The sequence below is a fragment of the Okeania sp. SIO2C2 genome (assembly GCF_010692625.1).
GTDB classification, from domain to species: Bacteria; Cyanobacteriota; Cyanobacteriia; order Cyanobacteriales; family Microcoleaceae; genus Okeania; species Okeania hirsuta.
Genome location: NZ_JAAHGM010000004.1, coordinates 89,923 through 110,762, shown reverse-complemented (window position 1 = coordinate 110,762; position 20,840 = coordinate 89,923). Strand labels below are relative to the sequence as shown.

Genomic DNA, 20,840 nt, shown 5'->3' with positions numbered 1-20,840 from the left:
TTATACCAAGGGTGAAAAAAGAATGTTTAACTTAGGTAAAACTTCAATTATTAAGTAATTAACACAGGCGGAATGACATTTTTGATAATTAGCACGCCAGTTAATATTAATTATTCAAAAAAACATACCCCTGAAAACTAGTGCAGGATGGCACAAATAAGTGACCAGTAAAAGCACTGGCCTCTTCGTGAGATAGAATACTCATCGGTGCGATTGCTATCAGAGGCCAGGTCAAAAAAAAACCCCAGTAAAACAGGAGATTAACGGAGTAAACTAGAATTTATTCAAACCCAATCAACCAACAACCTTATTCCCTTACATCTCGAAAACTCCAGACCTGACCGACAATTTTACCTGTTAACTTTTGAGGCTTTCAACAATTAATAATTACTAATTAATAATTAATAATTAATAATTACCTCTCCTTGAAAAGAAGATGATTGACTAATCATGAAAATTTTTATTTATTATCCCCTTAAAAGGGGAGGCTTTAAACCACAATTTTTCGGTAAATAATATTCAATTACACTACCATTTTTTAATCTTAATAAATCCCGTTTTTTGATATTATCTTGCACAAGTAATGCTTGAAAGGCGATCACATCTACTTCTATCAAAGGTTCTAAAATCAAATAAACTAACTTTTGGCTATCATCCGTTACTAATCCTATTTCAGTTTTCGCCTTCAAAAATATCAAACTCCCACTAAATCCGGTAAAATTATCCGATGACTTACCAATATTAACAAATATAATAGTAGTAGCAAAGAAAATAACTTCTTTATCCGTGTATCTATATTTTAACCAACTAAAATTATGGAAAATATCAACGATAAAATTCTAAATATAGTGGCAGAGTTTTTTGCCTCTTTTGGTCAAAAAGAAGCATTTACTTTATTACTGGCAATGGACAGAGAAAAAGTATATGACGATTTCTTAAAAGCTGAGGCTGGTTTTAACAGTTATAAACTGGCTTTTCTGGATAAAGGAATTAAAAATTCTCCCTATCAAAACCAGGTAGAAAATTATCCAGAACATTTAACTATGCTGCCTAGTTTAGCAATTCCAGGAGCAAAAACTTTTCCTAATGTTGGCGAACTTCCTGATATTGATGAACAGGCTCTTAGTTTTATTCATCCTGATATTAAAGAGGCTTGTATTTGTCTAGTTGGTACTGCTGGCGGACCGTTTAAATCTCGTTGGTTAGGCAGAAATTCTTTGGATAAATGTCAATATTGGAGTTCTACTAAAATTATCGCAATCTTAAATGTTATTTGTTCTATTAATGGAGATATTAATAAATGCAAAATCTGCGGAGATGGAAATTTTTTAGACTTTAATGAAGTTGTAGAAGATATTTTTACTTATGGAAATAAAATTGGTAGTTCAAATGCTTTAGCTGCAATGTTTAAATGTTTTCAGATTTATGTAGATTTAGAATCATGGCTCAAGGAAATCACAGGTAATAATCATACGGAATTTCAAGGTTTATATGGTGAGGAACCGTTTATTTTTTCTCCCCAAATAACACAAGATGACCGGGTATTATTAAGTGCAGTATCGGAAAGTAAAAAGCGAGTAGAACAACCTGGAGAAAATACTGTCGCTACTTATGATTTAACTAGAATCATGTCAATGGTTAGTTGCTATTATCATTTACCAGAATCGGCAAAACTGCCAGGAATGTCTTGGGAAAATTTGCAACCTTTTATTCGTAATGCTGGTAAAGATACTGCTCGTTATGTTGATGTGGCTCTGGAAAAATTGGGTATTCAAGATAGTATTAAATATCCTGTTATTTTATCTAAATTAGGTTTTGGATATAGTAGCAGTCGCAAACGTACAGAACTTACTTATACTTGTTTTACCCAGTTTGAATATCAGCAAAAAATCAGGTCTATGGCGATGACTTTGCGGGCAGCAAGAGCTTTAGGAGATTTTGACAGAGAAGCAGTAGAAATAGATGCACGGATGGCAGCCGAAGTTACGGAAATTCTGAGGCGTTTAGTAACTGATGAACTAGAATAATTTTCAATCAATACAATATATATTATTCAATAAAAAAACAGGAAATCTAAGAAAAAATGCAGATTTTTTTAGCTCAAATAAAGTCATAATTTTTCTCTTTATTTTATTTTTTTTTAGTAGGAAAGCAGAAGTTTAAACAATTAACAATTACTTCTTATTTTCAAGAATATTATTAACTAATACCAGGAGTGATAAGTGTTTGTTATATCATTTCCGGTAGCATGGTTTGTGTATAGAATTAAGTCGGAATTGGAAGAAACATTTAAACATAAGTGCCTTTTACCCTCTGCCTTACTTCCAGCAAAGTATAAATCCAAGGATTTATTGAGGTCAAAAAAAATTAAACAGAAGTTGCTTTGACCAAAGTATAATATGTTTTTCCGGAAATCCCACAGCTAAAATTATTGTAATTCTCTATCTCCTCTCAATAATTTGGATTTGTTTTGTCAAAAGTCTATTGCTGTTAAAATTATGAGGTATTAAAGATTAAAAAATATCATTAATTCCTGGCTTTTGAAATCATCAACTTACGCCAAAGTAAGTTGAAAATTAGAGATGACATAATGTCCGTTTAATGAGTAATAAAAAACTTCCTTATTCTTTCCTCCTGACTCCTGACTGCTCCGTAGTTATTTATTAAGTATTCAACCGGGTATGATCTGAGAGTAAATCTGGAAAGTTTACGCTATAACATATCTGCTTGGAGGTACAAGAAACATAAAATCAAAAAAATTGTATCTCATAAATAATTTATTTCCCAACACAAAATACTCGAAATAATTTTTAGATTTCTATATCGGGTGCTATAGCTGTTAATATATTTTATGTAAACTATTTTTATGAAAAACTAATAATGAACATTAATCGGCGCAAATTCTTAATCTTAACGAGTGCAACTTTAGGATCTATGGTTCTAAGTGCTTGCCAAACATCAACAGATCATTCTTCTTCATCCGTAACTCCTTCTACTTCAATAAATGATACTCAATCAGTGGAAAACTCTGGGGTTTTTCAACTAACATCTCTACCTTATGAATATGATGCATTGGAACCTTATATTGATCAAGAAACTATGCAGTTTCACCATGATAAACATTATGCTGGTTATATTAGAAATTTGAATGGAGCGATCGCTAAGTATCCTGAACTTAAGGACAAAAATGCGGAAGATTTATTGCGTAATTTGAATACTTTACCGGAGGATATTCGTACTGCTGTACAAAACAATGGTGGTGGTTATGTAAATCATAAGATGTTTTGGGAAATTATGATTCCTAATGGTGGGGGTAAACCTGAAGGAAAAATAGCTGCTGCTATTGATGAAAGTTTTGGTAATTTTGATAGTTTTAAGGATAAGTTTAATGCTGCAGGTTCTGGTCGTTTTGGTAGTGGTTGGGCTTGGCTGGTTTTGGGTAAAAATGGAAAGTTAAAGGTTATTAGCACTGCTAATCAAGATAGTCCTTTTTTCCAAGGGGATTATCCGATTATGGGTAATGATGTTTGGGAACACGCTTATTATTTGAACTATCAAAATCGTCGCGGTGATTATTTGAATGCTTGGTGGAATGTGGTTAATTGGCCGGAAATTAATCGCAGGTATGAATTGGCGAGCACTTCAATTGCTAAGTAATGGTTAGTTGCTAAAATCTGATTAGTTTATCGAATACTTAAGGATTGGATTTTTAGTTGAATAAAAAGTCATGTGTAGGTGCGAACGACTCCTAATAAGTTAATAGTATCAAAATTTTTTTGGGGATGCAATGGTAATTTTTGCCGTTTTTTTGGAGCTTCACAGAATGATAATTTTTGTGGTGAGGAGTTATCAGGTTAGGTGGGAATTATCGAATAGATATTGATTTGATTGATAATTTGAGAAATTTGGTGGTGATATTTATTTGATTTTTGATGGCTGATAAAATGAGCTAATTTCGTGGAGTGGAAATTGTGGGAAGAGTAGGGAGCGATATTGCTTGACAGGGTTGAGGCGATCGCTAGAAAACAAAGATGTGGTTGTTTTTTTGCGGAGCTTCACAGAATGATTATTTCTCTGATTTTAAGTGAGTGTATATCTTCTGCTCTTTCTAGGGGTTTTATTTGCTTTTAGCGATACGGCTGATGCCACGCTTCGCGATCGCTACAATCTCTTAATATCCTAATCTTACTTTCTTAGTTGAATAAAAAGTCATGCGTAGGGGCGAACAACCCCTACTAAGTTAATAGTATCACAATTTTTTTGAGGATGCAATCAGAAATCCTTTCGAGCGCCGATTTTTTTTAGGAGCTTCACGGGATGATGTTTTTTTTGGTGAGGAGTTGTAGGTGGGAATTATGGGAAAGACATTAATTGAATGAATTGAAAAATTTGGTGGTGATATTTATTTGATTTTTGATGGCTGATAAAATGAGTGAATTTCGTGGAGTGGAAATTTTGGGGAGAGTAGGGAGCTATATTTCTCGGTAAGGTTGAGGCGGTCGCTAGAAAAACAAAGATGTGGTTGTTTTTTTAAGAGCTTAACAGAATGATTATTTTTCTGGTTTTAAGTGAGCGTATATCTTCCTGTTCTTCTAGAAGTTTTATCTCCTGTTGACGATACGGCTGATGCCACGCTTCGCGATCGCTACAATCTCTTAATATTCTAACCTTACTTTGTTTAGTTGAATAAAAAGTCATGCGCAGGGGCGAACAACCCCCACTAAGTTAATAGTATCACAATTTTTTTGAGGATGCAATCAGAAATCCTTCCGAGCGCCGATTTTTCAGGAGCTTCACAGGATGATGATTTTTGTGGTGAGGAGTTATAGGTGGGAATCATCGAATAGATATTTATTTGATAATTTGAGAAATTTGGTGGTGATATTTATTTGATTTTTGATAGCTGAGAAAATGAGCGAATTTTGTGGAGTGGAAATTTTGGGGAGAGTAGGGAGGGATATTTCTCGGCAAGGTTGAGGCGATCGCTAGAAAAAATAGAATTTTTATATAGAGCTTCACAGAATGAAAATCCTTGTAGTTTTTGGATAATAGATGGGAATAATAGAGAAGAGATTAATTTCATTATTAGATATTTAGTTGTTTGAGCCATTTGATAAATCAAATACAGAAATAGTAACTATTGCAACTCTAACCTTTGAACTTAGCTAACCTTCTAATAAGTAATTCCCTACCAGAAAAAATTATTCGATCTAATTGTAAATATACTCAATTAATTTAAAACTTATAGAATCAAGGGAAAATACTAATGCTCAAAGAAGCTTGCTAGGAATAGGAATTAGTCATCAAATTATTGGCATAATTAAAGAGAAAGCTAAAGTTGCAGGAGTAATAACTGAATATCTATGCAAGTTACTATATTTTTTCCATGAAATAGGTTAATTCTGTCAGATTAAAATTGTTTCCAATAACATAAAGCAATATTCCTCGGCAACCTTGGGAAAACCATTTTTTTAATTGCGTGAAAAAAAGTTAGTCACAGAATATGAAAAATTTTCCAGATTTTACTAATTACGGTTATCAAGTTAGCAAAGAATTAGGGTGTAATTTACAAGGTGGAAGGATTACATATTTAGCTTCCTCTATCACTTCAAATCGACAGGTTGTAATTAAGGAATTTAGATTTGCTATTGCGGATGGGAGTTGGTCAGCTTTTAAGAATTATCAACGGGAAATATCAGCTCTCAAACAATTAAAACATTCTCAAATTCCTTGTTATTTAGATTCTTTTGAAACTGAGTCTGGTTTTTGTTTGGTAACAGAATATATTCATGCTCCATCTTTAGCAGAAAGGCATATTTTTACTCCTGAAGAAGTGAAACAAATTGCTATTTCAGTTTTGGAAATTTTGGTATATTTGCAAAATTTTCAACCTCCAATAATTCATCGGGATATTAAACCGGAGAATATTTTAGTGGATGAAAATTTGCAGGTTTATTTGGTGGATTTTGGTTTGGCAAGATTGCGAGGTGGGGAGTTGGCTTTGAGTAGCATTGCAGCAGGAACTCCAGGATTTATGCCACCGGAGGAAATGTTTAATCGACCTTTGACAACTGGTTCAGATTTATATAGTTTGGGGGCTACTTTAATTTGTTTATTGACGGGAACTAGGAGTGTAGAAGTTGATAGATTATTGGATGAAGATTATCGATTTAAGTTTGCAGATTTGGCTCCTAGTTTACATTGGCGTTTTACTAAGTGGTTGACGAAAATGGTGGAACTTCATCAGAAAAGGCGTTATGAAAATGCTGTTTTGGCTTTGCGGGAATTACATAAAATTCCTGTTGTGGGAGGTGAGGAAATATTTGCTTTTCCGAGGAATGAAGTTAAGGTTGATAGAGAATTTGTTGGTGGGAAAATTCCTGTTGTTGGAGGTAGGGAAAGATTTGCTTTTCTAGAGGATGAAGTTAGAGTTAATGAAAAATTTATTGGTGTTGCGGATAAGGGAGAAATTTTTGCTACTCGTAGGGGAGAAATTAAAGATAATAAAAAAGTTGCTGGTTTTGTGGGAACTCTAGTAGTTCTTGTTACTATTTCTACTATTGGTTCAGTGATTAATTTATTAGATAAAGTTTTAGTAAATCCAACTCCAGTAAGTCACACTTTAGTAAGTAACTCTTCAGAAATTGACCGTATTGAGAGTACAAGAGAATATAGTAATTCAGAATCAACAGTAAATGAAAATATTGATTCAGTAAATATAAGTCTCGAAGATAGTTTAGACAAAAAAGTTTCTGAGATGTGGAAGTCCGATCCATCATTTTGGTATTTGCACTCAGATAAAGATTCTCAATGTATTTTCTATTATTCATTGGACGATTATAATTATAATTCTAATCAGAATGAATGTAAGGAATATGTGGCTTCAAATATAAAGCAACTACAGATTAAAGAAGAATGTATAAACTGCTTCCTGCAAGCCGCAAATCTAGAAAATACGAATCTTGAAAATGCTAATTTACAGGGAGCATTCTTATTTGGAGCTGATTTACGAAATGCTAATTTAAAAAATGCTAATTTAAAACAGACAGAGCTTCGATATACCTTAATTAATGACAAGACTATATTAGATTATAAATGGCGTTTAGTTTGGCAAATTGTTAACGGAAAATATCAGGGATTGAATTTGAAAAATTCTGACTTATCTGATGCTTTTCTAGTAGGAAATTTAGAAAATATTGACTTAGAGGGAGCTAACTTAGAAAACACTATTATCATGGATAGCGCATTAGTCGGTGCAAACTTAAAAAATGCTAATCTCAAGGGTGCTAAACTCAGTAGAGGTAGCTATGTCTATTTAGACTATTATCTAGAAAATCCTAGAGACGATGACAGATTCATGTTTCCTCATTTACACCAGGCTAATTTAGAAAATGCTAATTTAGAAACTGCAGAGTTAATATTTTCCAGACTACAAGATGCTAATTTACAGGGAGCTAATCTTAGGAAGGCTAAGTTAGCAGGTGCTAACTTAGATAATACAAATTTAAAGTCAGCAAATTTAGAAAATGCCTGGCTAGAACTTGCATACCTAAAAAATGCCAACCTAGAAAATGCTAATCTTAAAAATGCTAATCTCAAAAATGCTGACCTTACAGGAGCAAATATTAAAGGTGCTGATTTTACTGGTGCAAATCTAGATGGTGCTACTATGCCGGATGGTAGTACATATAATGGCAAGATAGATAAATAAACTAGGTAGGTGAAATTAAATAGAAGATGATTTTTTGACAGATAAAAGAGAATAGAAACAAAGCAATTTTTCTTACCTTATTTTTTAGCTCTACTTACTTAGTTAGATAGATAAGAAAATTATCTAACTGCTGTTTATTCAATACCTTACGGTCATTACAGTGGTTAAAATTATACCAAAATTAAAAAAAGTTAATTACATCTTAATTTGTGATTTATTCGTACAATAAAAAAAAATATAAATCCCATAAATTATAAAAATTCAACTTTTTTTCCCTCTTTTTTATTATGTTTTTCTTTCCCAGTTAAGTTTTCCCTATGTCGTGACTGTAGCAATATTTTATGAAATTGGTATTAGTTCTGGCGATAATCCTTCCTTCTGCCTTTTTTAATCAGTGGGATGACAAACCAAAAGATCATCAAATTGCCCCACTAAATTAACCAGAGATTTTTCCTATTTACAGGTAGAGGTAGGTTTAATTATACAAAAGAGAAATTACTGGGTAAGTGTTATTTCAGATTATGAATTTCTCAATACTAAAACTCACTCATAGATTACTTCTGACTTCTAACTTGTGCATAGCGCCACATCTCATCCTAGTATTTCATCCACTTGAATATTAATATCTGGAAACCCTTGAACAGACACAATTTCACCCCGCTCGAACTTTTGTACTTCCTTATAACCACTACCAATAGGTTGTCGATACACCTCCAAACATTCCTCATTAATATCTACCAACCAAACCTCAATTACATTATTTTCAGCATAAAGAGGAACTTTAACTTCACGGTCGAACTTAATCGTACTATCTGCTACTTCAACTATCAAAAATAAATCCTGAGACTGGGGATGTCCTGACTCGTAAAAATCTGCTTTTATCTCCAACAAAGCTATATCTGGTTCTGGTTCAGAATAATCATCTAATTCAACAGGGTTTTGAACACTAACTAAAACTCGATCGCCTAACTTTTGAGAAAATAGTCTAGTTAAACGGTTCACGCAAGCTGCATGGTGACGACCTACTGGGGACATTTTGAGAATTTCTCCTCTTATTAGTTCTACTCGCTCATCTTCTTTCAGGATGCCTACTTCAGGCATTTTGTTATATTCTTTGACGGTGAATTGTCGTTTTAGCAGTTGGACTGACATGGCAAACCAGTTTTTGAGAGTAGCATTCTGTAGGAAAGCGGAATGGAGTTCTATATCTGAGAAGCTATAAATATTTTTAGTTGAATAAAAAGTCATGCGTATAGGCGAGTAACCCCCAACGATTATTATGATATCAAAATTTTTACCAGGATGCAACCAAAAATCCTTTGAGGCGCGAATTTTTTTCAGGAGCTTTGGAGAATGAAAATATTGGTGATTTTTCACTGGGGAGAGATGGATGGGAAAATTTTGAGAACAACAAGCATATATTTACAGGTGCTCCGCAGAATGAAAAAAAATCTGCCATTGCTCCTGGGGAAGATTCTGGAAAATCCTTTGGCACAACTAATTTTTCTGGAGCTTCACAAGATGAAAATATTGGTAATTTTTTACTGGGGAGAGATGGATGGGAAAATGTTGAGAACAACAAGCATATATTTATAGGTGCTTCACAGAATGAAAAATATTCTGCTATTGCTTCTGGGGAAGATTCCTCAAAATCCTTTGACAGGGCTAATTTTTCCGGAGCTCCACAAGATGAAAATGTTAGTAATTTTCCACTGGGGAGAGATGGATAGAAAGATTTTGGCAAAAATAGGCATATATCTCTTGGTACTTCACAAGATGAAAATATTTCTGCTGTTTATAGTTTTCCACTGGGGAGAAATGGATGGAAAGATTTGATAATGGGAAAAAATGTGGCAGTTATCTATAATTTTTGATAAGTGGGAAAATTACTGAATCTTCGAGAGGGTGAAGAGCGATCACTCTTTTTCAGAGCTACATCTATCAACCATCAAAAATCATTTGATATAATTGCAAATATACTTAACTCAAAGTAGTCTAATTAGAACAGTCATCAAAGCATTGCCACAGTTAAAGACAAAGGTAAAGTTGCATAATTAATAACAGAATATATACGCAAACCCCTATAATTTGTTCTGCAAAATTGGTGAAATTTTTCCAATTAAAAATGCTTGACTTTACCGAAAAAAATCAGGTATAAAGCCTCTCCATTCATGGAGAAAAAAGTGGTCGAGGGATGGCGTTAGCGGAGCGGTTCTGATAAGAACGGGTCCCCTCGCCATATCCAATCGACCAAGAGAAGAAAAAAATCCTTTGTTCCAATCCTCTTAATTTATAAGAAGAGGTAATTCTAAATTCTAAATTATAAATTATAAATTATAAATTATAAATTCTTGAAAAGAGCGATCGCTTGTGAAAAATCTTGAAAAAATAAAGCTAAAAAAGATGAAAAAATATCCAGACTTTACCAAATATGGCTATCAAATTATCAAAGTATTAGGTAATAATATCCAGGGTGGAAGAGTAACTTACCTAGCTACTAAAATTGAATCAAATAGACAAGTAATTATTAAAGAATTCCGTTTTGCTAGTGCAGATGCAAATTGGTCTGGTTTTAAAGCATATCAAAGAGAAATTGAAGTGCTACGACAACTCAACCATCCTCGGATTCCTCCATATCTTAAGACTATTGAAACACCATCAGGTTTTTGTTTAGTAACTAAATATATAAATGCACCATCCCTCGCACAAAAATATACTTTTACACCAGAAGAAATAAAACAAATTGCTGTCTCAATCTTAGAAATATTAGTAGATTTGCAAAAGTATAGTCCGCCGATTATTCATAGGGATATTAAACCAGAAAATATTTTGATTAATAAAAATTTGAATGTTTATCTAATTGATTTTGGTTTAGCCAGAATTCGACCTAGGGGAAAACAAGCATTGAGTAGTATAGCAGCAGGTACACCAGGATTTATTCCACCAGAAGAAATGTTTAATCTGCCACTCACAGAGGCATCAGATTTATATAGTTTAGGAGCTACATTAATCTGTTTATTGACTGGTACTAAAAGTGGAGAAATTAGTAACTTAATTGGTGAAGACTATCGTTTTAAATTTAAGCATTTAGTACCTAAAAAAATCAATCAAAGTTTTGTTTATTGGTTGGAAAAACTTGTAGAACCAAATGTTAAACGACGTTATCCTAATGCTAGTATTGCCTTAAAAAAATTAAACCCAATTGTGCCTACAAAAACTAATAATTTTATAGAGATAGATAAAGTTAAGTCTTTAGCTCTAACTACTCTGTTGATGATTGTAGCTGGGATTAATATTAAAGTTTTTCAAGATTTTTCCAGACAACAAAAAACTGCTGCCCTATTGACAAAAGTCAACAAACAAGACAGTGAACAATCAATTTCTAACCCTCTTTCTCAAGCTGTAGAACTGGAAAAACAAGGTGATAAATTATTTAATAGTGGTAAATATGATGAAGCTTTACTAGCATACGATCAAGCAATAGAATTAAACCCTAATTATGCCGCAGCATGGTATGGTCGCTGTAGAGTATTGCGACGATTCGCTCTTTACCAAGAATCTCTTCAAGCTTGCGATAAAGTTTTAGAAATTAATCCCAATGCTTATTGGGCTTGGAATGTTCGAGGTAGTGCTTTGAATAGTTTGATGAGAACAGAGGAAGCATTAGAATCGTATAACAAATCTTTGGAAATTAAACCAGACTATCACTATGCTTGGACTGGTCGTTGCTGGGCATTTAATAATTTACAAAAATATCAAGAGGCGTTAAATTCTTGTGACAAGGCTATAGAAATTGCTCCCAATAGTGTCTGGCCTTGGAATAACCGAGGGAATTCACTACGAGGATTAAAACGTTATGATGAAGCGCTTGATTCTTTTGATAAAGCAATTAAAATTGACCCTAACAATCAAAAAGCTATTAATAACCGTAAAAAACTCTTGGATAATTTTAAACAGAAACTTTAGTGTTTATGAGTTAAATAACTGATTAACTCAAGTGAGATTTCCTTTAGGGTTGGGAAATCTTTAAGCAGTGGAGATTCATATCTGAGCCAGAAAAATTAGTTGAATAAAAAGTCATGCGTAGGGGCGAACAACCCCCAACGGTTTTTATCATATCAAAATTTTTATCAGGATGCAACCAAAAATCCTTTGACGCGCGAATTTTTTAGGAGCTTAACAGAATGAAAATGTTGGTAATTTTTCACTGGGGAGGAATGGATGAAAAGATTTTGAGAACAACAAGCGTATCTTTATAGGTGCTCCGCAGAATGAAGAAGATTCTTGGAAATCCTTTGACAGGGCTAATTTTTCCGGAGCTTCACAAGATGAAAATGTTGGTGATTTTTCACTGAGCAGAGATGGATGGAAAGATTTTGAGAACAACAAGCATCTATTTATGGGTTGAAAAATATTCTGGCATTGCTTCTGGGGAAGATTCTTGGAAATCCTTTGACAGGGCTAATTTTTCCGGAGCTTCACAAGATGAAAATATTGGTGATTTTCCACTGAGGAGGAATGGATGGAAAGATTTTGAGAACAACAAGCGTATCTTTATAGGTGCTTCACAGAATGAAAAAAAATCTGCCATTACTCCTGGGGAAGATTCCTGAAAATCCTTTGACGCGCGATTTTTTCTCGGAGCTTCACAGAATGAAAATATTGGTAATTTTTCACTGGGAAGGAATGGGTGTAAAAATTTTGAGAACAACAAGCGTATCTTTATAGGTGCTTCACAGAATGAAAATATTCTGGCATTGCTCCTGGGGAAGATTCTTGAAAATCCTTTGACAAGAATAATTTTCCGATAATTGATAACTGATTTAGATGTGTCATGACACTACAAATTTTGCTGATAACCGATAATTGATAACTGATAACTGATAACTGATAACTGAAATGACCATCCGCATCCGAGGTGCCAGACAACATAACCTCAAAAACATCGACCTCGAACTACCACGCGATCGCCTAATTATCTTCACAGGAGTCTCTGGCTCTGGCAAATCCTCCCTAGCCTTCGACACAATTTTCGCCGAAGGGCAACGTCGCTACGTCGAATCCCTCAGTGCCTATGCCCGACAATTTCTCGGACAACTCGACAAACCAGACGTAGACTCCATCGAAGGATTAAGCCCTGCCATTTCCATCGACCAAAAATCTACATCTCATAATCCTCGCTCCACCGTCGGCACTGTCACGGAAATTTATGACTATCTCAGATTACTATTTGGCCGAGCGGGAGAACCTCATTGTCCCATCTGCCACCATAATATTGCCCCCCAAACCATAGATGAAATGTGTGACAGAATTATGGCTCTGCCAGACCGCACCAAATTTCATATCTTAGCTCCCGTGGTTCGAGGCAAAAAGGGTACTCATAAGAAACTTTTGTCTAGTTTAGCCGCTCAAGGATTTGTTCGTTTGAGGGTTGATGGAGAGGTTGTAGAAATTGATGAAAACATCAATTTAGATAAAAATCATACACATACGATAGAAGTTGTCATTGACAGACTGATTAAAAAGCCAGGAATAGAGGAACGTTTAGCGGATTCTCTCAGTACTTGTCTACGTCAATCTACTGGAATTGCTTTTATTGACGTAGTAAATGATACATCAACAGAGGTAGGTGCAGTGCAGAGTTTTAATAAGTATAACCTAACCTCGGCAAAAATAGCAACTTCAGCTAATTCTAAATCTGCTAATAATTTGCAGAATTCCAGTCAGGAACTAGATACAGAAATAAAAAAATCTCATACTCAAATAGTATTTTCGGAAAATTTTGCCTGTCCGGAACATGGAGCGGTGATGGAAGAACTCTCACCTCGCCTATTTTCCTTCAACTCTCCCTACGGTGCTTGTCCAACTTGTCACGGCTTAGGTAGTCTGAAGCAATTTTCCCCGGAGTTAATTGTACCCGACCCCAATGCACCCTTATATTCAGCGATCGCTCCTTGGTCGAATAAGGAAAATCCCTATTATTTTTCTCTGCTCTATAGTTTGGCTGAAGCTTATGACTTTGAGATAGAAACTCCCTGGAATAAATTGAGCAAGAAAGAGCAAAAGTTGGTACTTGAAGGTAGCGACGAACCTATCTGGATAGAAAGGAAAAATGGAGAAGGAGATTATCGTTACTACCCTGGAGTTATCCCGATATTGGAAAAGCAATATAAGGAAACTGGTTCGGATTTAGTCAAACAAAAATTAGAACAATATTTAGTTAACCAAACCTGCGAAACTTGCCAAGGTAAAAGATTAAAACCAGAAGCACTTTCGGTAGAAGTCGGGCAATACAGAATTACAGATTTTACAGAAGTTTCAATTCGGGAATGTTTGGATAAAATCAATAATTTACAACTGAGTGAGCGACAAGCAAAAATAGCAGAATTAGTATTGAGAGAAATTCGGGCAAGATTACAATTTCTGTTGGATGTTGGCTTAGATTATCTAACATTAGACCGAGCAACAATGACACTTTCTGGGGGAGAAGCTCAAAGAATTAGATTAGCAACACAAATTGGTTCTGGTTTAACAGGAGTTCTCTACGTTTTAGACGAACCAAGTATTGGTTTACATCAAAGAGATAATAGTCGTCTTTTGCAAACTTTAATCAAACTTCGAGATTTAGGAAATACTTTAATAGTTGTGGAACATGACGAAGAAACTATTAGAACAGCCGACCATATTATTGATATAGGTCCGGGGGCAGGAGTGCATGGAGGGCGGATAGTTTCTCAGGGAAATTTTCAGACATTATTAGCAACTGAAGAGTCGGTAACTGGTGCTTATTTATCTGGTAAAAAAGTTATTGCTACTCCAGCAGAAAGAAGAGAGGGAAATGGAAAGTCTTTACTGTTGAAAAATTGTCATAGAAACAATCTCAAAAATATAGATGTAGAAATTCCTTTGGGAAAACTTGTCTGTATTACTGGAGTTTCTGGTTCGGGAAAATCTACTTTAATTAATGAATTACTTTATCCAGCTTTGCAAAATCATCTGAGTCGAAAAGTTCCTTTTCCCAAACGGCTAGAAAAAATCAAGGGATTAAAAGCAATAGATAAGGCAATTGTTATCGACCAATCACCTATTGGTAGAACTCCCCGTTCCAATCCGGCAACTTATACGGGAGTATTTGATGTAATTCGAGGAATTTTTGCCGAAACCATAGAAGCAAAAGCCAGAGGTTATAAACCAGGGCAATTTTCTTTTAATGTCAAAGGCGGCAGATGTGAAGCTTGTAGCGGACAAGGTGTAAATGTAATAGAAATGAATTTTTTGCCAGATGTTTATGTGCAATGTGAAGTTTGCAAAGGTGCAAGATATAGCAGGGAAACTTTACAGGTGAGATATAAAGATAAGTCAATTGCTGATGTTTTAGATATGACTGTGGAGGAAAGTTTGGAAGTATTTAAAAATATTCCCAGAGCAGCAAATAGATTACAAACTTTAGTAGATGTAGGCTTAGGTTATATCAAATTAGGTGAATCCGCACCGACACTTTCCGGTGGAGAAACACAAAGAGTAAAATTAGCTTCCGAATTGTCTCGACGAGCAACGGGAAAAACTATTTATTTAATAGATGAACCAACAACTGGTTTATCTTTTTATGATGTTCATCAGTTATTGAATGTTTTGCAAAGATTAGTAGATAAAGGAAATTCAATTGTAGTGATTGAGCATAACTTAGATGTGATTCGTTGTGCTGACTGGGTAATAGATTTAGGTCCGGAAGGTGGAGATAAAGGAGGAGAAATAATTGTTTGTGGAACGCCGGAAGATGTGGCAGAGAATTCAGAATCTTATACTGGGAAATATTTGCTAGAAGTGTTGGAAAAGTATCCGCCTAAAGTGGAGGAAAATTGAGATTTACTGAAGTATGAATTTTTTCAGTCAGTAATTTTCACATTTATGTCAGTTTTATTTCTGCGATTATATTTAGGGCTTGTTGATTAAATATAAAAGCATTTACATATAGAGGCTTTAGCCTTTGTGTGTGGTCTAAAAGAGCAAGCTTTTTACTTCCTGAAGCTGAAAATGTGGGAATTTTGAGTAGACAAGGGCGAAAAAAGTAAGGGAAAATTTTTCCGACTACTATATATAGGTAGGTAGTCGAAAATTTGTCACAGACTTTTCCAGAACATCTGCTTTTTCTGCAGGGAAGTAGATATTTTTTGAAGTTGAGCAATTGCCTCTTACTTCCATTCGACTTTTTGACAGTTTTCTTCACAGATGAAAATTTCACTCCTATATATAGATAGTCGAAAATTTGTCACAGACTTTTCCAGAATATTTGCTTTAGCTACAGGGAAACGGATATTTTTTGAAATGGAACAACTACTTCTTGTCTGCCTTCAATATATAGATACTTGAAAATTTTTCAGAGACTTTTATCAGATATCTGGTTTAGCTACAGGGAAGTAGATATTTTCTGAAGTTGAGCAAGTGTCTCTTACCTCCCTTCAACTTTTTGCCAGTTTTCCTCACAGATGAAAATTTCACTTCCATATATAGGTAGTGGAAAATTTATCAGAGATATTTCCCAGATATCTACTTACTTCTAGAAGTAAGTAGATATTTTTTGAAGTTGAGCGACCGCCTCTTGTCTCCCCTACACTTTTTACTATTTTTCCTCAGAGATGGAATTTTCTCTCCTAATATTATAGATAGTCGCAAATTTTTTAGAGACTTTTCTAGACTATCTGGTCTACCTAGAGATAACTAGATATTTTTTGAAGTTGAGCGATCGCCTCTTGTCTCCCTTCAACTTTTTGCCATTTTTCCTCACAGATGAAAATTTTACTTCCATATATATATAGGTAGGTGAAAGTTGATCAGAGATTTTTCCAGAATATTTGCCCTACTCACGGCAACCAGATATGTTCTGAAATTTAGAATATATCTTTGTTTTAGCACTTCTGAAATTTTTGTCAGTTTTCCTCACAAATGAAAATTTCACTTCCATATATAGATAGTTGCAAATTTATCAGAGACTTTCCAGATATCTGGTCTATCTAGAAGTAAGTCAATATTTGTTGAAGTGGAGCGATCGCCTCTTGTCTCCCTTCGACTTTTTACCAGTATTTCTCACAGGTGAAAATTTCACCTCCATATATAGGTAGTTGCAAATTTGTCAGAGAATTTTTCCAGAATATCTGGTCTATCTAGGGGTAAGTAGATATTTTTTGAAATTGTTATTCTGTGAAGCTCTAGTAAAGATATATGCTTGTTTTTCCCTCATCAAATCTTTCCATCCCTACCTCCTCAGTGGAAAACCACAAATATTTTCATTCTCTTAAGCTCTAAAAAATCGCGCCTCAAAGGATTTTCGGTTGCATCTCCACAAAAATTGTGATATGCTAAAAACTGTAAGGGGTTGTTCGCCTATGTACATGATTTTTTATTCAACTAAATTTCTTGGCTAAATATCATAATCACTTCAGCAAATTGCTTTGTAACTTCTCCCACTCATTACATCTCCAAAAAAATTAAAATTATTCAGAAGCAGACAAATTTTTATCTGTAAGCCAAGAGCAATATCTACCAACTTTCATCTCAAACTCATCCTAGATAAATTTACTTTAAGTATCCAGTCATTAATTTCCTTTTCAATCTAAATTTTTATCTGGCATCAAAAATGCAGTTACCAAAGCAATAGTACCCCCCAATAAACCCCAACCGAACCAAAGATTAAAATTCCTACCTTTGCTTTTTGCCACAAAAGCAGCAGCAGTACCAATAACACAATGCAAAATCATTAATATCCAGAATAATTGCCAGTTAATTTCAGTCATAATTTTTTTCAAGTATTAGTTATTTGAGAATAAGGACCTAAAAATTTTTCACCATCAAAATGAATTATATGGTCTGGTGCATTCAGCTATCCAAACTTCTGTTTCCCAAGCAATATAAGCAGCAAATTTGCGAAAAGAATTATGGTCTAGAAAAGCCGTGATAAAAATTATGTCAGCCTTGCATTTTTCTGTGAGCTTTTTCAGTTCTAATAAACGTACATTGGAAATTACGCCCGAACTATAAACAGCTTCTATCAAATAAAGCCAATTTTTATGTTCTGAATAAGCTACTATGTCGGGTAATTCTCCATCAGATAATTCAAAAAAGTTTAGTTCTTTCAGTTTGTTTTTTTCTAAATGTAAAAACTTCTTAGCTGTATCGCCGACATATAAAATTTCTGCACCATAACCATATCTAGGTAAAAAACTTTCAATAATTGCTTTCTGTAATTCATTATGTCTGCCAGGGCTAAATTTTAAGACTTTACCAGAAGGAAAATTAACAGGAATTAAACTTATTTCTCGTTGACTAGAAAGTTGTTGCTCTAAAGTGACTCTATCTACTAAAAAAACCTCTACTTCTTCTTCCCAATTATTTGAGCCAAAATTTTTAATTATATTGGCAATATCGGGATTTAAAGCAAAAGACCTTGTACCATCATTTCTAGCTGAATTTGGATTAGCAGCACTAGGAATAATAATTCCTGCAAGAACAATTAATTTTAAATCTTTCCGGCGAATATCGTCATCATAACTTTCAGATATTTGTTCATTAAAATAATTATTCCAGTACCTAATAATTTCCCTAGTTCTTAAAGCATGAGAATTATCAATTTTTGCCCATTCATTAGTGTTCTTAAGGTTGGCTACAGCTAAAAAAGCCATTGCCATTCTTTCCAATCGTCTTTGAGTCATCCCCTCAAGAGGTACACCAAACTTACTAATAATATATAACGCTTCATTGATTAACTTTTGAAATTGTTTAGACTTATCTGACTTAGTAAGATATTGGGGAATTTAAGGCATTTTTATCTCTTAAAAAGGTAATGATAATTGTACAGGCATAATTTTTTGTGAAATTTCCTCTGGTGAGAATCTTTTCCCAGATTCTAAATAACTCCTAATACTTCCTGCCAAATGAAAAGCAAATAAAGGAGGAACTGCATTTCCAATCTGATTAAAACAACTCGTTTCTTTTCCTACAAATTCAAACCAGTCAGGAAAACTTTGTAATCTTGCTGCCTCCCTTAACAATAAACGTCTTCTTCTCCCATCAGACAATTTTATTCGGTGCATATCTCCAGTAGGAGCTGAAATATTTCGACAAGTTAAAGTTCTCGCAGGTTTATCTAAATACAAGTCATGAGGTTGTTTACAACTAGAAGCTTTTTCATATTTTTCTACATATTTATCCATATTTGGAGTGAGAAATTTTGACTCTGGAAGCCCGTGGAATGCCATTGCTCCTAATGCTTCTCCAACAGTTACTTTTTTGTCTAAAACTTGAGGAAATTTAAACTCACCTTTATGCCCAATAAATATTACTCGTTGACGATTTTGAGGCACACCAAAATCAACAGCATTTAACAATTTAACCTCAATAATATAACCCAAAGATTGTAGTGCTTGAGTAATTTCATCCAAATACCATTTATTTCGATAAAGCAAACCTCGTACATTTTCAAATAACCAAATTTCCGGCTTTAATTTTGCCACTGCATTAATAAAAATAGGAAAACCATCTCGCGAATCTTGCAAACCTTTTTGCTTTCCCCCAACACTAAAAGGTTGACAGGGAGGACCGCCAATTATTACATTTGCCGGAGGTAATTCTGTTTCAGAAGAAAGAGTAATTTTAGTGCAATTACCTTTGAGATTTTTATTATAAGTTGCACAACAATCGGCATCTATTTCAAAACCATAAGTTTGAAATTTATGGGCTTCAAAACCGAGAGATAAACCACCGCATCCAGCAAATAAATCGATAACTAAATTAGTCCGATTAACAGATGGTTTAAGTAAATGATTGATTTTTTCTATGTAATTCATAAATCTTATGCAAATCATTAGAAGACTTGTGTAGAATACATAGGTAAAATTAGGAAAAAAGGGTTGATTTTTATGATTTTTATACTAAATATGCTGAGAAAAAGGTACTAATTAACTCTCTATAAGTCTATTACATCCTACTTTATCATTGCAATAAAGCTCCGATATAAACATAATTTAGTATTAGTTTTTTTTTGAATTTTTGGAACTTTTAATAAATATATTTAAATCTATTTATTACTTAGTTTTCCCCTTTAATTGTTAGCAGTTAATATCCCAATATAAAAGTCATTAATTGTTTAGGAATAGCAATTTTAACGCTTAAATAATTCTTGATTGAACTATAATTTATCAGGTAATTTATTATAATAGATTGTTGTTTTTTTAGTGAAAAAATGCTGTTTTTTCCTGATACTATTTTCAATTAATATTTCCTCTCAAATATTTAATTCTATATTCATATTTAAAATGTAAATGCTATATACCAATAATAAATAACTTGAAATTGGAGATTTTTCTAGAAAATCTTAATCTGCCTTCCTTCTAAAATATTACATCTGCTAGATATGAGATTTGCCAAATTGAATAAAAAGCGTTATATACTTATAAGTCAATTTATGATTAAACAATAAATAATTAACAATGTCAGAAAATCAGCAAGAAACTTGCCCAGTCTGTCTAGTTAAAATAGTAGGTGGAGATCGGGTGTTATTTTCTTCTGGACCACCTGGTACTAAAGCAAAGTTATGGGCTCGTGTTTGTCAATATGCTCAAAGACAAGGTTGTATAAATCAAGATCTAGATGAAGTTGGAAAGGTCAAATCTGAAGATTACTATAACCCTGAGATTTCCTAGCATCTTTTCATTTTTTCTTCTCACTTACTTGTTCTTTATAAATAAGAAAAACAGAGGCCATTATTAAAAGAAAATTGTTAATTAATTCGCTTAATTAATATCTTAAGAGTCAATATGTTACCAAAAATATATAAGGCACTAAATCCCTGTATCTATAAATAAAATATAAGTAAGAATAACAAGATTCTTAAGCTTAACATATCTTATGGTAGAAATCAGATATGATTTCTATCACCCCTTGAGTTTTTGATGGATTTTTCTTACCTTATAACCCTTAATTTTGATTTTTGATTTCTTACTTCCGTGAAGTATAGCAATGAGCGCTGGTATATTTACAAATTGCAGGAGGGGCAAAATAGCTAAAAGTCTTATATTATCAGCAATTTATTCCCCCTTCCGGAGCTGTTGCCTGTTGCCTGTTGCCTGCGCACAGC

The 20,840-nt window shown here is 33.8% G+C and carries 15 protein-coding genes; 8 read left to right on the top strand and 7 right to left on the bottom strand.

All coding sequences use genetic code 11. The features are described 5' to 3' along the window. Positions 1 to 467: 467 nt before the first annotated feature. Positions 468 to 689 carry a hypothetical protein gene (locus F6K18_RS04060; RefSeq protein WP_124146520.1) on the bottom strand — a complete coding sequence of 74 codons (222 nt, stop codon included), beginning with the start codon at positions 687 to 689 and terminating at the stop codon, positions 468 to 470. A gap of 126 nt (positions 690 to 815) precedes the next feature. On the opposite strand from F6K18_RS04060, the gene F6K18_RS04055 reads away from it, so the two are divergent. Both F6K18_RS04055 and F6K18_RS04050 read left to right on the top strand, forming a co-directional pair. Further along, positions 816 to 2,027, top strand: coding sequence for a hypothetical protein (locus F6K18_RS04055; RefSeq protein ID WP_287518876.1), 1,212 nt, complete (start codon positions 816 to 818; stop codon positions 2,025 to 2,027). A gap of 853 nt (positions 2,028 to 2,880) precedes the next feature. Then, complete coding sequence (locus F6K18_RS04050) at positions 2,881 to 3,657, top strand: superoxide dismutase (RefSeq protein ID WP_287518874.1); 777 nt, start codon at positions 2,881 to 2,883, stop codon at positions 3,655 to 3,657. Positions 3,658 to 3,918: 261 nt separating this feature from the next. Here the strand turns inward: F6K18_RS04050 and F6K18_RS04045 are convergent, their stop codons facing one another. Both F6K18_RS04045 and F6K18_RS04040 read right to left on the bottom strand, forming a co-directional pair. Then, positions 3,919 to 4,059 (bottom strand): hypothetical protein, encoded by a 141-nt coding sequence (locus F6K18_RS04045; protein ID WP_287518872.1) that lies wholly within the window; start codon positions 4,057 to 4,059, stop codon positions 3,919 to 3,921. An 826-nt stretch (positions 4,060 to 4,885) separates the two neighbouring features. Beyond that, positions 4,886 to 5,083, bottom strand: a complete 198-nt coding sequence (locus F6K18_RS04040; RefSeq protein WP_287518870.1) for a hypothetical protein — start codon at positions 5,081 to 5,083, stop codon at positions 4,886 to 4,888. Positions 5,084 to 5,503: 420 nt separating this feature from the next. Between F6K18_RS04040 and F6K18_RS04035 the strand changes: the two genes are divergently transcribed. Beyond that, positions 5,504 to 7,711: a serine/threonine-protein kinase gene (locus F6K18_RS04035; RefSeq protein ID WP_287518869.1), complete on the top strand. Its 2,208-nt coding sequence runs from the start codon at positions 5,504 to 5,506 to the stop codon at positions 7,709 to 7,711. 591 nt (positions 7,712 to 8,302) lie between these two features. Here F6K18_RS04035 and F6K18_RS04030 read toward each other — a convergent pair. Beyond that, on the bottom strand, positions 8,303 to 8,959 hold the full coding sequence (locus F6K18_RS04030; RefSeq protein WP_353735009.1) for a Uma2 family endonuclease: 657 nt from the start codon (positions 8,957 to 8,959) through the stop codon (positions 8,303 to 8,305). 71 nt (positions 8,960 to 9,030) lie between these two features. On the opposite strand from F6K18_RS04030, the gene F6K18_RS04025 reads away from it, so the two are divergent. The 4 genes from F6K18_RS04025 to uvrA all read left to right on the top strand — a co-directional run bounded on the left by F6K18_RS04025 (position 9,031) and on the right by uvrA (position 15,574). Next, a complete protein-coding gene (locus F6K18_RS04025; protein ID WP_287518867.1) occupies positions 9,031 to 9,441 on the top strand; it encodes a hypothetical protein in 411 nt (136 codons plus the stop codon). A 673-nt stretch (positions 9,442 to 10,114) separates the two neighbouring features. Beyond that, positions 10,115 to 11,677, top strand: a complete 1,563-nt coding sequence (locus F6K18_RS04020; protein ID WP_287518866.1) for a serine/threonine-protein kinase — start codon at positions 10,115 to 10,117, stop codon at positions 11,675 to 11,677. A gap of 395 nt (positions 11,678 to 12,072) precedes the next feature. Further along, positions 12,073 to 12,324, top strand: a complete 252-nt coding sequence (locus F6K18_RS04015) for a hypothetical protein (protein WP_287518864.1) — start codon at positions 12,073 to 12,075, stop codon at positions 12,322 to 12,324. A gap of 286 nt (positions 12,325 to 12,610) precedes the next feature. Beyond that, positions 12,611 to 15,574 carry an excinuclease ABC subunit UvrA gene (gene uvrA / locus F6K18_RS04010; RefSeq protein WP_287518862.1) on the top strand — a complete coding sequence of 988 codons (2,964 nt, stop codon included), beginning with the start codon at positions 12,611 to 12,613 and terminating at the stop codon, positions 15,572 to 15,574. Between the two features lie 1,742 nt (positions 15,575 to 17,316). Here the strand turns inward: uvrA and F6K18_RS04005 are convergent. From F6K18_RS04005 to F6K18_RS03995, 3 genes are all read right to left on the bottom strand, one after another. Beyond that, positions 17,317 to 17,502, bottom strand: coding sequence for a hypothetical protein (locus F6K18_RS04005; RefSeq protein WP_287518861.1), 186 nt, complete (start codon positions 17,500 to 17,502; stop codon positions 17,317 to 17,319). 54 nt (positions 17,503 to 17,556) lie between these two features. Next, positions 17,557 to 18,417, bottom strand: coding sequence for a BsuBI/PstI family type II restriction endonuclease (locus tag F6K18_RS04000; RefSeq protein WP_287518859.1), 861 nt, complete (start codon positions 18,415 to 18,417; stop codon positions 17,557 to 17,559). 120 nt (positions 18,418 to 18,537) lie between these two features. Further along, entirely contained in the window at positions 18,538 to 19,551 is a 1,014-nt protein-coding gene (locus tag F6K18_RS03995) for a DNA cytosine methyltransferase (protein ID WP_287518857.1), read from the bottom strand. 642 nt (positions 19,552 to 20,193) lie between these two features. Here F6K18_RS03995 and F6K18_RS03990 point away from each other — a divergent pair. After that, positions 20,194 to 20,406 carry a hypothetical protein gene (locus F6K18_RS03990; protein ID WP_124142840.1) on the top strand — a complete coding sequence of 71 codons (213 nt, stop codon included), beginning with the start codon at positions 20,194 to 20,196 and terminating at the stop codon, positions 20,404 to 20,406. The last annotated feature ends 434 nt before the right edge of the window (positions 20,407 to 20,840 follow it).

Bases quoted from the DNA above. Each gene is read 5' to 3' on its own strand.
- F6K18_RS04055 (WP_287518876.1), top strand. From the start codon at position 816: ATGGAAAATATCAACGATAAAATTCTAAATATAGTGGCAGAGTTTTTT.
- F6K18_RS04050 (WP_287518874.1), top strand. From the start codon at position 2,881: ATGAACATTAATCGGCGCAAATTCTTAATCTTAACGAGTGCAACTTTA.
- F6K18_RS04040 (WP_287518870.1), bottom strand. From the start codon at position 5,083: ATGAAATTAATCTCTTCTCTATTATTCCCATCTATTATCCAAAAACTA.
- F6K18_RS04035 (WP_287518869.1), top strand. From the start codon at position 5,504: ATGAAAAATTTTCCAGATTTTACTAATTACGGTTATCAAGTTAGCAAA.
- F6K18_RS04030 (WP_353735009.1), bottom strand. From the start codon at position 8,959: ATGACTTTTTATTCAACTAAAAATATTTATAGCTTCTCAGATATAGAA.
- F6K18_RS04020 (WP_287518866.1), top strand. From the start codon at position 10,115: ATGAAAAAATATCCAGACTTTACCAAATATGGCTATCAAATTATCAAA.
- F6K18_RS04015 (WP_287518864.1), top strand. From the start codon at position 12,073: ATGGATGGAAAGATTTTGAGAACAACAAGCATCTATTTATGGGTTGAA.
- uvrA (WP_287518862.1), top strand. From the start codon at position 12,611: ATGACCATCCGCATCCGAGGTGCCAGACAACATAACCTCAAAAACATC.
- F6K18_RS04005 (WP_287518861.1), bottom strand. From the start codon at position 17,502: ATGACTGAAATTAACTGGCAATTATTCTGGATATTAATGATTTTGCAT.
- F6K18_RS04000 (WP_287518859.1), bottom strand. From the start codon at position 18,417: ATGACTCAAAGACGATTGGAAAGAATGGCAATGGCTTTTTTAGCTGTA.
- F6K18_RS03995 (WP_287518857.1), bottom strand. From the start codon at position 19,551: ATGAATTACATAGAAAAAATCAATCATTTACTTAAACCATCTGTTAAT.
- F6K18_RS03990 (WP_124142840.1), top strand. From the start codon at position 20,194: ATGTCAGAAAATCAGCAAGAAACTTGCCCAGTCTGTCTAGTTAAAATA.